Below are 14,827 nucleotides of genomic sequence, written 5' to 3' on the forward strand. Positions count from 1 at the left end.
GTACTGTCAGTGTAGCGGCAACTGCAAAAATAAGTTCAGTACTGCAACCAAGGGTAGTTTTAAACCAGAGTTTGCCGATGGTGTACTTACTTAACAATTTTGTCGGTGTTCCCTAGGGACAAGTTATGCTATTTCTCTGCCCACTCACCCAAAGCTGTATCACTTTACAGGTGTTTTTGTGGTAATCAGTCTGATATCCTGTCTAATTAAAACAAGGGATGCACCTGAACCTACTGAATTTAATATTATAGATTTATGAAGCTGTAACTCCTAAGACTATTTCAAAAATGCAGGTTATGAAACCCCAAACTAAAGTGTAAAACTTTGTTTGATTCACAAGCAAAAGCGAATTAGCAATATCAGGTAAGTTCAATCTCCTGGCAGCTATTAACTTTTCATTTAGTTAAAATGGTGTTTTCGGGTATTTGAGAAAATTTTCGTTGAATAAAATTAATACTGAACTAGCCTTGAAATATCGGTTTTTTCATCTATACCACCAACAGCCAATCGATTCAGCTTCCTGCCAATTCCAAATTCGTACGGCTACACCTGCTGATTTGATTGATGTTGCCCAAATTATTACTGAGAGCTTTCACTCCCATACGGGTATATGGGGATGGGCTTTCCCATTGCTGCGTCTGGGTATTTACGAAGACTTAAGGCATCGGATGGCATCACCTGCGCCCCGTCATGTTTGTTTAGTCGCCCTTGATGCTACTACTAGTGAGGCTAATAACTTAGTGGGAAGTGTGGAATTGGGTGTACGTTACAGTGATTCATGGAGTCAGGTTGGCGTAGGTTTTCCTTACTTATCTAATTTAGCGGTTCACCCAAAATACCGTAGACATGGTGTGGCTTCAGGATTACTTACTAGCTGTGAAAAAGTCTCTCGTGAGTGGGGATTTCAAGACTTATATCTCCATGTTTTAGAAAATAACCATCAAGCAAGACAGCTTTATTTCAAGCTGGGATATCGGGTGCATAAAGTTGAATCAAATTGGAATACATTTTTCCTAAGACGCTCAAGCCAGATGTTATTGCACAAACGCCTGAGCGCTGACTCCATTATCTGAATTTTATTTTGGCAATTGTCAAGTTTTGTGCTGCAATTAATTTGGATAAAATCTGTCACTGATTGCGGTAATCAAACACAAACTAACCTAATTAAAAATTCAGCTAATATTAGCTAAATATCTACATAAAAACTAGAATATATGAGTTTACGAAGCGAGTAAATAGGTTTTGATAATTCTTTTTAGGAAGAAAATTATTTTCAGACTCTTTACGAAATATCTGATTGATTAGTTGAAAAAAGTATCTTTTCCATAAAAACTTTTAATGTTATAAAATGTTAAGTTTTGCCTTTTTTGATTTATCGTTAAAAAATATTTTAATGTGTTCGATATAATTATATATAGTTATGGGTGAAATTACGCTCATAAAAATCATTACTTCCTCATAATAACTTTGTAATTAAGATATTCATCTTTATAAAAACTTTAAGAAAACACTCCAAGAGTTTACAGACAAATCTAGTTATATTTCATAAAATATAATCACTGAATTGCTAAAAAAAGCGATATCTATTGCTATTTTAGTTAAATTGACCAGAAAAGTCTTGATATAAAAGAATTCAAAAACCTGATTTGAGATAACACCTATTTTCTTTTTGAAGTGTATACTACTACCACATTCGTTGAAAGTTTAAAAAACATGGATAGCGAACAGCATCAACGCTATCAGACCTCTATGGTATCAACTTATCACCCTGAAACTAGTTTCCTTGACTATGTTGAAATGTCAGACGGAACTGAGCATTCGCAAGGCTCGGATATTCTTACACGTTTGCACAGTGGAGAAGTTTTCATCGTCAATAGTCGTAGACGAAATGGATTAATCCTCTTTAAACGCTACCATGCAGAGTTTGCTGGGCCTGGGGCTGCTGTGGGTGGGGATTACGATTGTGATTGCCAAAGGGCACTGCCTATAGGTAATCTGTCTTTATTAACTCCCGAATCTAATGAAGAGCGCCAGAAGGCTTACTTGATTAGGCGACAGTGGATTCGATTGATCAAACAAATTACCGAAAACCCAGTGCCTGGGCAGCGAGTTCAGAAGATTCTCGATCAATTTGAACAATACTTTCCACCAGAAATAGTGGCTCTTCTGCCGGATGTTGCCTTTGCTCTTTTGGTGGGTGTGTTGCCCCAAACAGTGGGAATTGTACGCCGTTTGGGTAGTGAGATAGATAGCCGATTTAATTACTGATTGAATTGCTAAGATTGCAAATTTAATAAAGCGGCTTTGACTCGATTTATGGTGCGGGTGTTTTCTTCTATCGTCCCGACAGTAATTCGCAATCCTCCGCTAATGTGTCGTACAAGAGTGCCGAGTGTCCTAAGTTTCTGATGAAAAGTTTTTAAGGGAGCATCTGGTGAATTAAAGCCATTTGGTTTAAGACGCAGGTAAATAAAGTTGGCAGCGCTTGGGGTAATTTGTAGTTCTGGTTGCTGGGATAAAATTTTGATGAGTTTGGCTCGTTCACTTAGGGTTTGGGGAATTGACTCCAGTAAGAGTGTACGGTTTTGTAAAGCAAGCAATGCTGCTGCGATGGAAAAGCTGGGGAGATTGTAGGGTAAGCGAACTTTTTCTAAGATGGCGATCGCTTCGGGATGAGCGACGCAATAACCAACACGGAGAGATGCCAACCGAAAGGCTTTAGAAAAAGTACGTAATATTACCCAATTAGGATGCTGTGCTAATTCACCTACTAAGGTAGTTTGGCTGAATTCAAAATAAGCTTCATCAATTACTACCAAAATATGCTCTGGCAAACTTCTTAACCATGCCACCTCTGCCCCAGTTAAGCTGTTGGCAGTCGGCGAATTGGGATGCACTACGAAAACTACCCGAATGGGGGGATTTTGAGTTTGTTCGATGGCTGACTGTGCCGCGCTGATGTCAATTTCAAAATTTGTTTCATTTCTACCCACCGTTACTACCGGAATGCCCAAAGTTTGCGCCAAAATCCCGTACATTGAGAAAGTGGGGTTGGCAACGAGAATTGAACCTTCTCCTCTTAAACAGGTGGCGATTAATAAAGAGCGGATTAGTTCATCTGAACCATTGCCGACAGAAATATTGGCAGCAGTAAACAAGGATGAAGACAGGGCGGGTGACTGATTGACATACTGTGCGATCGCATCCTTAAGTGTTTCATGTCCGCCATCGGGATAACGATTTGTTTCAATTACTTGCTGATATGTCCATGCCAATTTCTCTTTTAACTCAAGTGGTAAATCATAGGGGCTTTCATTTGTATCCAGGCGATCGAACTGTGTGGGGACAGAATCGGTTGTATCGCTACTGGGATGAGGTTTGTACGCGGTGAATTGTGCTAAATCTGACCGGATGAAAGGAAGCATCGTTTTAGTCAACCAATATTTGAATTTATCGTAAATCAAAAGAAGCCATACCTACAGCAAGCTGAAGCCGGAAAGACTGGGACAAGTTTACTGGCGGAGAATTTAGTTGCCCCAAGGGTTTATTCCAGAGCTTTAACAGTGCGTCCAACTTCACCGAACCCGATCAAAAATATTTGATTGCACCAACGATCGCTTGGAAAATCAGCGATCAAACCGATCTAAAAATCTCGCTAGACTACTCTGATATTAATTGACCTGCTGATTTTGGTCTGCACAGGAGCATCCTAGTTTTTATTCTGCCGATAAAGATAAATGAGATGTGAGATGGTGAAGAATAATCGCAGCGATTCCGAAGGCGGGCTACGCCTACGCTAAGCTGTCGCGCAAATAAGATTGCACAACTAGGGCGCTCATGTTGCCCACCCCACAAGAGATTCATTTTTTTGAGGATGCAAATTAAAAGATTTTTAGCTTATTTACCAGAACTACTATGACTGAAGAAGAAAACCAACTTTTGATCGAACACGCTCGTGCGATGCCTGCGGCGGGCTACGCCTACGCTAAAATACTCTACAAAAATGCTCCAGTTGAGGAACTAACAAGGGTAAGGATTGCCAGAGCCTATCTTAGAGGCAGCCTTTCAAGTTTACGTGGATAGGTTTAAATCTGACAGTAATCAAACATTTCTAGTGTCACAAACTATAGACGATTAAAAAAACTTTCCCGAATTACAACGTCAGTACCAGCAAAAACCCAATCAAAGTTAATTACGAATTATGAATGCTCATGACTGCTACTCATCATCTCTGGCTACCTACACCGACAGATTTAACTTTATTACCCGATGAGATTCATGTCTGGCGCATAGAACTTGACCAAACAGAAGCACAGTTGCAACATTTGACAACAACTCTTTCGAGTGACGAGATGGCTCGTGCTGAACGGTTTTATTTTCCAAAGCATCGGCAGTATTTCATCGCTGGTCGCGGTATTCTGCGAACTATATTAGGGCGCTACTTAGATATCAAGCCATCAGAAGTTCAGTTTAATTATCAACACCGAGGTAAACCAATATTAGCAGCTACATTTGCCGATAGTGGATTGGCGTTTAACTTGTCTCATTCCCAAGGGTTGGGTTTGTGTGCAGTGAATTGCACCCGCCAAATTGGTGTAGACCTCGAATATATTCGCCCCATGTCTGATTTAGAAGCTCTTGCCAAACGGTTCTTTTTACCGAGAGAATATGAAATGTTGCGATCGCTATCTCTCAACCAACAGCAAGAGGTATTTTTTCGTTACTGGACTTGTAAGGAAGCTTATTTAAAAGCAACTGGAGACGGACTATCTCAGTTAGAGCAAATTGAAGTATTGCTAACTCCCACAGAACCAGCGAAGTTACAGATAACTGAAGACTGGAGTCTTTTTGAACTAGTACCTGCTAACAATTATGTTGCTGCTGTTGCTGTAGAGAATTTTGGCTGGAATTTAAAATGTTGGCAGTATTAGTCATTAGTCATTAGTCATTAGTCATTAGTTATTCTTCCCCAATGCCTCATACTTCTCTACGAGAGGCTGCGCCAACGGCTACGCGGTAGTTGAGCGTAGTCGAAACTCAGTACAAGTGCCCAATACCCAATGCCCCAATGCCCCATACCCCTACTTATCTTCCTGCATACTTCTGACAATTTTTGTCACAATCTTTCTGGGTACAAATCTGACGCTTTTTGCCAGTAGTTTATTCATAAAACCAGGAATAACAATGGTTTTGCCCTTCATTAAGGCGTGATAACCAATTTCGGCTACTGTTTTTGCATCCATCATCTTTTTGCCCTTGAGCAACTTAGAGTCAGCCATTCCGGTTCTTTCATGAAAGGCAGATGCGGTTGAGCCTGGGCAAAGAACTGTCACAGTGACACCAGTACCTTCTAACTCATTAGCGATCGCTTCTGAAAAAGATAAGATATAAGCTTTAGTCGCAAAATAAACCGCCATCAAAGGCCCAGGTTGAAAGGCAGCAGCCGAAGCAACATTTAATATTTTTCCTTCACCTTGCTTGACCATGTGCTTCACGAATAGCTTGGTTAAATGGGTGAGACACACCAAATTTACCTGTAGCATTTCCAGTTCAGTAGCTAAGTCTGTTTCGTGGAATAATCCATGTATCCCAAATCCAGCATTATTTACCAGCACATCAACCTCAATATTGGCGAGTTGTAACTCCGTAAAAATTTCTTCAGGAGCGGTTGATATAGATAAATCCTTAACAATAGTTTTGACAAAATTTCCAAATTCTTCTTCAAATTTAACTGCAATTTCTACAAGCTTTAGCCCGTTTCTGTCTACTAAGACAAGGTTGTAATCATCAGCAGCAAAAATACATGCTAATTCGTAGCCAATTCCACCGGCTGCCCCAGTAATAAGAGCAGTTTTTTTGCCCTGTCCTTGGTGTGTTGTGTTCATATAAGAATGTTAGTGAATTCAATTGGATGAAGCTGCGTTGCATTTTCAGTGGTTCTCGCTCTACAATTAAGTACGCGTAATATCTGAACCAACAAGAAATATCTTGAGTTATTACCCTTTCAAATGCTTGGGTAATGGGTTAGTAAAGAGCTTGATATATCACAGCAATCCAAACGTAAATTTAGGACTTATGCATCGAAGAAGTTGGGCATCAAGGAAATTTGGTTATTTCAGACTGCTAGGATAGACGCGTAGAGGCTTTTCGTCAGACATCGCTCTTTTCTATACACGTATTTGATTCCTCACAAAAATAGCGTGGGTAAAATCAAACTTTTATGCCCGACATTAACCATTGTATACTCGATTTTTCTGTCAAGGTGTAAGTTTGAAAAATTTACATTTTTGAACATAAAAAAACAGGGCAATTGTATTGCCACTGTTAGTGTATTGTTTGTTAACTGGCATCTGAAATATTGGCTGTTCAGTAGTACTGAGTCTTAAAGAATATGCATTAAGCAAAAATTTTGGTAGGGTGCGTTAGGAAAGTAACGCACCCTCCGAATAAATTCGTGTTTCTAAGCGATATTTAAGAAGCCACTTTGAATTAAGTAGGCGGTATAAGTCATAAACAATTGAGAGTCAATGGGAGGACAAGCAATAGAACTACCTGCTAGTGCATGAAGAGTATCTTGGCAGCTAATATGGGGTCTTCTAGCTTGCAGGTACAAATCAGGAATAGTTAGTTGCTCATCAGACCAACGTTCTAGTAAAAATGGTCGCAGAGTATACAAAGGATTGTCAACAGAAGACACATTATTGATTAACTCTGATTGCCATTTTTCATAAGGAATCATCTCAACTGAATAGCCAAAAGAACGTATCCAATCAACTAATGTTTTCAAAGAAACAGGTTGGGGATGTTGTAAGTTAAAAGCCTTGCCTATGGATTCTTGTTGCTGTGATAGATAAACAATGGCTTTACTTACATAGTCTACAGGAGACATATCCAACATATAATCTACATCAGGGAAATATCCCATTTGTAGACAGCCTTTGGTCATCAAATTGATAAAGTCATGTGTGTTGCAAATGCCTGTTTTGCTATCACCTGAAATCAGTGGCGGTCTATGAATAGTTACAGGAAGTCCACGGTCACGAGCAATTTTAACTAACTTTTCAGCTACCCATTTAGTTTGAGAGTAACCAAGATAAATGCCTTCCCAATGATTGAATTCATCCTGCTCTTTGACAACCTTGCCAGCATAAGCAGTGGATTCAAAAACAGCCACACTAGAAACGTAATGTACAGGCTTGACTTTAATTTGACAAGCCAATCTCAAAACTTCTTGAGTTCCTAAAACATTGGCTGTTTTCAGTGCTGAGTAGGGGAAAACATAATTCAACAAAGCAGCGCTATGATAGATAGTATCAATATTGGCAGCTAAAATTTGAAACTGTTCTGAACCAATACCTAACAATGGCTGAGATAAATCGCCGACAATCGGAATAATTCTGGAGTTAAATTCTTCCTGCCAAATTGCATACTGTTGCAGATTCTTTTGGAGTTTGCTTTTGCCTTCTTCCGCATTAGCAGCACGGACTAAGCAATAGATATCCGCATTGGTTTCCTGTAGCAATTCCCGGATGATAAAAGCTCCTAAAAAGCCTGTTCCTCCAGTTAAAAAGATGTTTTTGGGTTCACCTACAGGCGCATTAGATGCAGCACCGGGATTGATGGTGGGGTCAAGAACAGCCTCAGCACTTAAATCTAGAATTGAGGGTGCAACATTGGCATTAGAGGATTTCACCCCTGTATCTTGAATCGGTGAACCTTCTTGCACTTCTTCAGCTAAACGCTGTGAAAGGGCTTCAATATTTGGGTAATGCCACAAAAGCAACGGAGATGGTTGAAATCCTAGCAACTTTTCTAAGTTACTTACCAGAATCATTGCTTGGGCTGAATCCAACCCATAGTTTTCTAAATGTTCTTTGACATCTATTTCATCAGTTGCTACTCCTAGCAACTTAGCTAAGTTAGATACCAAAAATACTTGAATATCGTCTGCTGTGAAAGACTGTTTTATAGTCATTTTTAAATCTCCAACAATGATGTAGAACGAACAGGGTGATATTGACTGTAATAATCGTCAGCTTGCAGCCCTTGAATTTTCAAATTTTGGACACGGTACAAAAAGGCTGCACCAGTCATAATTTGATTAGCAACATCAACTACACCACGATTATTTGGTTCAGACAGATAGGAACCGCGTACCCAGTCATTGAAACCGCCCATTGCCGGGCCACACCAAATTTGATAATCGACTTCTCTACCTTTTTCACCAGAACTCGACCAGCGAGAAGATAATCCTAGATACCAACGGAAAATCAACGCCATTTTTAGTTTAGGATTATTGACTGCTTTCCCAAGTTTCTCAGGATTCTTTTGGGATAAATAAGCCGCAGTTCCTTCCCATACTTCAGCAATAGTTTTGCGAAAAACTTGTTTTTCTAATTTCTGCCTTTCTGCCAAAGGAATCTCTTCGATGGAATCATAAGCGCGATAGAGTTCAAATAATTTCTGCGCTCGCATGGGGAACATTGTACCCCGTTTGAGAACTTGCAATTTGACTCCCATTTCAAACATATCTGCTGCTGGGGCCATTATCATATCAGCCATTTCTGCTTGGGCTAGTAACTTTTTGGTATGTTCACAAGCCCCAGATTCAACGCATGACTGATTAATTGAGCCAGTCATTACATAAGCAGCACCCATCATAAAAGCTGCTAATGCTGATTGTGGTGTCCCAATTCCTCCTGCTACACCGATTCTAATGGGTGTTTGGTAATGATATTGGGCTTGAATTTCATCCCGCAAGGCAATAATAGAAGGTAACACACAAACTAGAGGACGGTTATCTGTATGACCTCCAGAATCAGCCTCGACGGTAATATCATCAGCCATCGGAACTTTAGCTGCAAGAGTTGCTTGTAACTCAGTAATTAATCCTTTTTCTAGAAGTTCTTTGATAATTCTCGCTGGTGCTGGTTGCAGAAATTTAGTAGCAACTTCTCGGCGAGAAATTTTGGCAATGACTTTATTTTTGATTTCAATTTGATTGGCGTTATTCAAACCCAATCCAGCAACACGGTAATAAACAATGTTGGGGGTCAAGTCGAGAAATGCAGATGCTTCTACTGTTCTCACTTGATATTTGAGATATAAATCCACTGCGCGGCGTTCAATCGCAGGTTCGTTAGGACTGTGGATTAGATTAAATGCGTAGGGTCCTTGAGGTAAAGCTTGTTGAATGCGATTTATGGCTGCTTCCAAACGTTCTGGAGTTAAACCACCTGCACCAAAGGAACTCAAAATTTGCTCTTTTCCGAGTGCAATGACCATTTCTTCGGAAGCAATTCCGCCAGCCATTGCGCCGGTAATGTAGGCATATTTTACTCCATAAGAGGAGAGAAAATTGGGGTCTCCAAATTGTTGAATGCGGATTGGGGCTGCAAATGTTAGCAGTTCTACTTGTGCTGTTGTGCCATTATCACCTGGGGATAAATAACCCTCGTTAGTAACACCGATTTTTCCGGCAATTTTCACGATGTAGCAGGGTTTATTTAACACCATCAATTTATCTTTGATGGTTTGTTTCTCGAAAGATACTGTTTCTAAAGAACCTTTCCAAACCTGGTTTTTGTTATATGACCAAGCGGAGAAGTTAAGGCCATTATCGTGTTTACTTAGTACCGTATCTACGGTTGTCACGGTAGTTATCCCTCGGATTATACAAACAATGGATGATTAAAGTTGAAGGTTGAAGGGTGTAAACTCTTGGAAAAAGTTTCAATACGGTTTGGTTAAGTTGTTTATCGCTCGGAGATCCCCCCAACCCCCCTTAAAAAGGGGGGCTATTTTCCTTTTTTAACTCCTTAAAGAAGCTATTTTTCTTATTCACCCCCTTTTTAAGGGGGTCGCCGTAGGCGGGGGGATCTTAACCGAACCATATTGACAAGAGTCTACATTTGAAATTCTCAAGATTCGTCGTTAAGCAAGTTTTGGGCGCAAGCTAGTTGCAATTGAATGATTTCGCTCATTTGTTGACTGTAATCTTGTCTAGCTTGTAAGAAGGCTGTGTGCGCTTTGGTTATCTTTGAATTATTAGCATTGAGCTTTTGATACTGGGTCTTATTTAAATCGAACATGCTGATGATGCTACTAATTTTTTTAGTTCTGACGGGTGGGGAAAAAACAGGAATTGGCTGTCTAATTGCGCTTGACTCAGAAGATTGTAATTGTTCTCTCGGTTCAAAAACGTTATCAATGATATTTTTCGGTTTTACTTCTTCTGGCTGAGGCAAAATGTTAGGGGAATGACTTTCTTGTTGGGTGATTTGGTTGGAAGTGTTAAGAGAATCTGTAATTTCAGATGGTTGGAGATTAGGTATCTTTGGATGCTGTATTTTGAAACGTTCGCTCCTAAGATCCCCAGCAAAATCTTTAACAAGTTTGCGATTTTCTTCGCTCAAAATTGTAGCAGCAATTGCTTTTCCACCCAAGGTAACTGTTCTCAATGTTGCTTTATTTTGATTAGCGGTTCCTTGAGTTTTGTTGTACAGTGGTGATAAATCCACGTTCACCTGATGACTGAGTAGTTTTGCTAATGCTTTGACCATTGCAGCATGGTCATCCATCCCTCTACGATTCAGAGAGACTGTGATATGTTCTTGGTTGCCGAGAATTTTATCAATCCATCGAGAACAGACATTACCGGCACCTGCTTCGAGAAATATTTTGACTCCATCACCATAGACACGATTAACTAATTGCGGAAAATCAAGTTCTTGGCACAATCCTTTGGCGATGTTATGCGCGATCGCATCACTTTCAAGTACAATCGGTTGATAATCGGCGGCTGAGTAAAAAACGATACCGGGAAGATTTTGGGATGGTAAGGTGTTTACCTTCTTGATTTCCTCGTACTGCGATCGCATCGCCTCACAATGTATCACATGGTCGAAGGGAGCGGGGAAGGCATTACAACCTAAAGTTGCAATCACTCGCTTACAGGCTGCATCATCACCAGCGATTAATACTTCTTCTGGTGTGTTGATTTGAGTTAAGTAGACGCGATTCTCTTGTTTCAGGCATTCTCTAACTTGCGATGGAGTAGCCATGAGAACATAGGTATTCCAAAAATTGTTGTTTGGTGAATCGGTTAATCCCCAATATTCACGCACAGCATTTTTCGGGCCAGATAACTTATCGCCAAATAGAGGGGATGAGTTTAAGGTGTTACTTCCACCCTCAAAATCACTCCAAACTCCTTGGGCAACCATCATGCTAGTTTCACCCAAGCTATACCCAAATACGGATTGCGGCTTGACTTTAAAATCATCTCGGAAAATTGCTGTCATGTATCTGGCAAAAGCAATTTCACTTTCAAACATTGCTAGTGAATCATCTAACAATTGCTTTTCGAGAGTTTCTAGTTGCCTAGTTGTCAATTTAGGTAAGCTTCTTGGATAAACTAACTTTTCAACATCGGCAGCCCGGTTGTAGAGATTGTTACTTTTTAAGTCCTCGAAGACTTTCGGAAATAAGCGAAAAACAGTCCGGCCAATGCCAATATAAGAATTGACTGCTGCGGGGTAAACATAAGCAACTGCTCCAGTTTTACCTAATGGTTTCGCGGTGAAATAACTTCCTAGTGGCGTTTGCCAATCTGTGCCGTTTTCAAAGGCATTGTTTATACCTTTACGGGCAGATTCAATTTCTTTGAGTAAATCTTTTGTGTTACGTCCTGTGATTGATAAGACGTATTTCGGATTAGAATGCTGTTCAAAATTAGCAAATGTTTCGCTGGCGGTAGCTGATAAAGAAGAACTCGCTTCTATGTTATGTTGGAGATTGTTGAGAAGATCGGAGATGGTGGTGCGATCGCTAACTGCGATGGGAAACAGATGAAAAGGCATTTGTTGCAAATATCTGTTATCGCGCTCCTCTTGGCTGGGTTCCTCCGACAAGATTAAATGGGCGTAACTGCCATCTATACCCATACTATTAATTGCTGCTATTCTGCGTGTGCCGCCTTTATCGACAAACCAAGGTCTTGATTCCATTGCCACATAGAAAGGGCTACCTTCCCATACTTGCGGTGTTTTGACACCAGACCATTTGGGTGTGGCGGGAATATACCTGTAATAAAGACAAAGAGCGGTTTTGATTAAGCTAGCAATTCCCGATGCTGTGTAGGTGTGGCCGATATTGGATTTAACGCTACCTAATGCACAATGCAAACCATTACCCACTTTTGGATAAGCTTGCAGTAAACCTGTGATTTCCGCTTCATCCTCCTGGGGAATGCCACTACCAAAGACTTCCACATAGTTAACCTCTGTGGGTTGAATCTCAGCCATCTGGAAAGCTTGTTTGCAGACATCACTGATAGCTGAAGCATCAGGTTTTACCGGAGCCTCACTCAAAGTAGAATTACCTTGTGCGAAACTCATGGCATCAATTACTGCATAGATGCGTTCATTATCTTCTTTAGCAGCTTCGTAGCGCTTGAGGACAACTGCGCCGGCACCTTCGCCAACAGTCCAGCCATTAGCTTGTTGGTCGTAACCCAATGTGTTGACACCGGTGTTAATTGGTGCAAATTGGTTGCGGAATAAAACGTTTTCTACACCACCGGCTAAATCTACTGCACCAACAACCACCGCGTCTACTTCACCCGTAGCGAGTAGCATTTGGGCAACTTCCAAGGCTTTGAGGGCAGAATTTTCGCCAGCGCTGACGGTGAATGCAGGGCCAGTGAAATTCCATAAAGCAGAAATTCGACTTGCCATGATATTGGCGATGTGGCTGACATATTCGCCGATTTCTACTGGTTGGTGAATGCTATCTTTGACAATGGTTTCCAGTTGGGAAAGCTGTTCAGCAGGTAGAGAAATTCCTTGGTTGAGTAAGCCATCCTTAACTTGCCAAGATAGATTCCATCTTTGCTGTAGCTGATGCACAGAGAATTCTGTCTCGGCGGCGACTATAACTGCCACATTGCCACCCTCCTGTAGTTTCGCATCTTTCACGGCGCGATCGCTAACCTTGAGGAGCAACAATTGTTGTGGGTTTAACTTCTCGATTTCATTCGGTGGAATTTTGCACGATAAAGTATCGATTTCAAAATCCTTGATATATGCCCCTACTGGTGCTTTCCCGTCTGTTAAACCGTACTCTTTCAGGACACTTTCTTGATTTTCTATCCCATGCCATCTTTGAGGCGGTAGGGAAGTAAAATGTTGTGTCCCATCATAAATACTGCGTTCAAAAGCATCTAAACCATTGCAGTTACCAAAAAAGGCATCCATGCCGACAATAGCAACTTTGGTAGGTGGAACAGGTGGAGTTGATTCAACTGATTCTGTTGTATTTCCTTGTTCTAAAATCAGATGAGAATTAGTACCACCAAATCCAAAAGCGCTAATAGCCGCTCGTTTAATTGATGCATTATTATTAGGCCATGCTGTAGCTGTTCTAACAATTTTATCGGCGGAAATTGTACTTTTTTCTGACGTTAAAGGATCAGAAACATTCATAGTTGGTGGAATTACACCATGAGACATACTCAAAATCACCTTAGTCAAGCCAACCATGCCAGCAGCAGTTAGCAAGTGACCAGTATTTGCCTTGGCAGAACCCACCAGAGGCGCAGCTTGATTTTGACCAAAGAATGTTTCTATGGAGTTAAATTCGGTTGTATCTCCCAGTAATGTGCCGGTAGCATGACATTCTAAATAATCGATGGTTTTGGGACTAAATTTAGCCTCATTATAGGCTCGTTCAAAAGCTAAGACTTGTCCTTTAGGATTTGGACTTAGTAAGTGCTTACCCTTGCCATCATTTGAAAGTCCATTACCGCAGATGGTAGCAAGAATATTATCGCCATCTCTAACGGCATCAGAATATCTTTTCAGCATCACCATCCCAACACCATCGGCGGGGATTAATCCTCTAGATGACTTATCTAAGGGGCGGCTAATGCCGTTTTCTGCATACCCTTGAACACCAGAAAATAACATCCGCACGAATAGCGAATCTGCACAACTGATGGCTCCAGCTAACATGACATCAGCTTTGTGTGACCATAAATAATGAGATGCTAGTTTAATAGCATAAAATGATGATGAACAAGCAGCATCCAGACATAAATTAATCTGGGAGAGGGAGAAGGCTTGAGCTACGATAGATGCTGGTAAACCAGATATCATCGCATTGTATAAAGATGCTTTGGTTGCTGTTGGGACAGCTAAATTAAAGTCTTCATACTGCAAAAGTTCTCTGACAGCAGGAGTAATAGCTTGCTGATAAATTGGAGAGAATAATTGATTAGATAATTTTGTCGGGAATGACAAATTACCTAAAATTACGCCACATTTTGCCAGAACAGTTTGATTACCCCAATAACCACTCTGTACAATTGCTTGTTTGGCGGCATACAATGACCATTTGAAGGTGTTATCTAAGCCAGCAACAAATTCTGATGGTAGATTGTACTCGGAGGGATTAAACTGGAAGTTGCGGATGTATCCGCCTTTGAGGGAATAGGTTTTGTCTGGTGTCCCTTTGACTGGATTATGAAAGATTGTCGGATCTACTCCGATTTCTTCGACGGTTGCAGAGGATGTCGAATCTTTTTGATTAACGATGTTTTGCCAGTATTCTTCAGGATTTTTAGCATCGGGGAATAGGCATGACAAGGCGATGATGGCTATTTTTTCCACGATTTATATGCTCCGAGTTTGGGTATTTAGCAAGAGATAATTAAAAGGCAGGATTTACGCTGTTCCCCAAACTTTGAAGATGGAAACCTCTCTCCAAACCTCTCCCCTAAAAGGGGAGAGGCTTTGAATTCTCCCCCTTCCCTACAAGGGAAGGGGGC

9 protein-coding genes are annotated in these 14,827 nt (G+C 40.8%); 4 read left to right on the top strand and 5 right to left on the bottom strand.

Features of this window, described 5'->3' with window-relative positions; translation table 11 throughout:
• Positions 1-440 precede the first annotated feature (440 nt).
• Together V7K50_RS14135 and V7K50_RS14140 are read left to right on the top strand one after the other, a co-directional pair.
• The gene (locus tag V7K50_RS14135) at positions 441-1,073 is read left to right on the top strand and encodes a GNAT family N-acetyltransferase (protein WP_334960953.1); all 633 of its coding nucleotides are present in this window, start codon (positions 441-443) and stop codon (positions 1,071-1,073) included.
• Positions 1,074-1,713: 640 nt separating this feature from the next.
• Positions 1,714-2,268: a hypothetical protein gene (locus V7K50_RS14140; protein ID WP_334804404.1), complete on the top strand. Its 555-nt coding sequence runs from the start codon at positions 1,714-1,716 to the stop codon at positions 2,266-2,268.
• An 8-nt stretch (positions 2,269-2,276) separates the two neighbouring features.
• Here V7K50_RS14140 and V7K50_RS14145 read toward each other — a convergent pair whose 3' ends face one another.
• Complete coding sequence (locus tag V7K50_RS14145; RefSeq protein ID WP_334960955.1) at positions 2,277-3,425, bottom strand: histidinol-phosphate transaminase; 1,149 nt, start codon at positions 3,423-3,425, stop codon at positions 2,277-2,279.
• A 490-nt stretch (positions 3,426-3,915) separates the two neighbouring features.
• On the opposite strand from V7K50_RS14145, the gene V7K50_RS14150 reads away from it, so the two are divergent.
• Together V7K50_RS14150 and hetI are read left to right on the top strand one after the other, a co-directional pair.
• Positions 3,916-4,083 (top strand): hypothetical protein, encoded by a 168-nt coding sequence (locus tag V7K50_RS14150; protein ID WP_334960956.1) that lies wholly within the window; start codon positions 3,916-3,918, stop codon positions 4,081-4,083.
• Between the two features lie 128 nt (positions 4,084-4,211).
• A complete protein-coding gene (gene hetI / locus V7K50_RS14155) occupies positions 4,212-4,931 on the top strand; it encodes a 4'-phosphopantetheinyl transferase HetI (RefSeq protein ID WP_334960958.1) in 720 nt (239 codons plus the stop codon).
• 150 nt (positions 4,932-5,081) lie between these two features.
• Here hetI and V7K50_RS14160 read toward each other — a convergent pair whose 3' ends face one another.
• The 4 genes from V7K50_RS14160 to V7K50_RS14175 all read right to left on the bottom strand — a co-directional run bounded on the left by V7K50_RS14160 (position 5,082) and on the right by V7K50_RS14175 (position 14,669).
• On the bottom strand, positions 5,082-5,885 hold the full coding sequence (locus V7K50_RS14160) for an SDR family NAD(P)-dependent oxidoreductase (protein ID WP_334960960.1): 804 nt from the start codon (positions 5,883-5,885) through the stop codon (positions 5,082-5,084).
• Positions 5,886-6,460: 575 nt separating this feature from the next.
• Complete coding sequence (locus tag V7K50_RS14165) at positions 6,461-7,975, bottom strand: thioester reductase domain-containing protein (RefSeq protein WP_334960962.1); 1,515 nt, start codon at positions 7,973-7,975, stop codon at positions 6,461-6,463.
• Between the two features lie 2 nt (positions 7,976-7,977).
• Entirely contained in the window at positions 7,978-9,654 is a 1,677-nt protein-coding gene (locus tag V7K50_RS14170) for a PfaD family polyunsaturated fatty acid/polyketide biosynthesis protein (protein WP_334960964.1), read from the bottom strand.
• Positions 9,655-9,920: 266 nt separating this feature from the next.
• On the bottom strand, positions 9,921-14,669 hold the full coding sequence (locus V7K50_RS14175; RefSeq protein WP_334960966.1) for a PfaB family protein: 4,749 nt from the start codon (positions 14,667-14,669) through the stop codon (positions 9,921-9,923).
• Positions 14,670-14,827: the final 158 nt, after the last annotated feature.

Source organism: Nostoc sp., from assembly GCF_036917135.1.
GTDB lineage: Bacteria > Cyanobacteriota > Cyanobacteriia > Cyanobacteriales > Nostocaceae > Nostoc.

Excerpts from the sequence above, each read along its gene's own strand:
- V7K50_RS14150 (WP_334960956.1), top strand. The coding sequence starts at position 3,916 with ATGACTGAAGAAGAAAACCAACTTTTGATCGAACACGCTCGTGCGATG.
- V7K50_RS14165 (WP_334960962.1), bottom strand. The coding sequence starts at position 7,975 with ATGACTATAAAACAGTCTTTCACAGCAGACGATATTCAAGTATTTTTG.
- V7K50_RS14160 (WP_334960960.1), bottom strand. The coding sequence starts at position 5,885 with ATGAACACAACACACCAAGGACAGGGCAAAAAAACTGCTCTTATTACT.
- V7K50_RS14145 (WP_334960955.1), bottom strand. The coding sequence starts at position 3,425 with ATGCTTCCTTTCATCCGGTCAGATTTAGCACAATTCACCGCGTACAAA.
- V7K50_RS14140 (WP_334804404.1), top strand. The coding sequence starts at position 1,714 with ATGGATAGCGAACAGCATCAACGCTATCAGACCTCTATGGTATCAACT.
- hetI (WP_334960958.1), top strand. The coding sequence starts at position 4,212 with ATGACTGCTACTCATCATCTCTGGCTACCTACACCGACAGATTTAACT.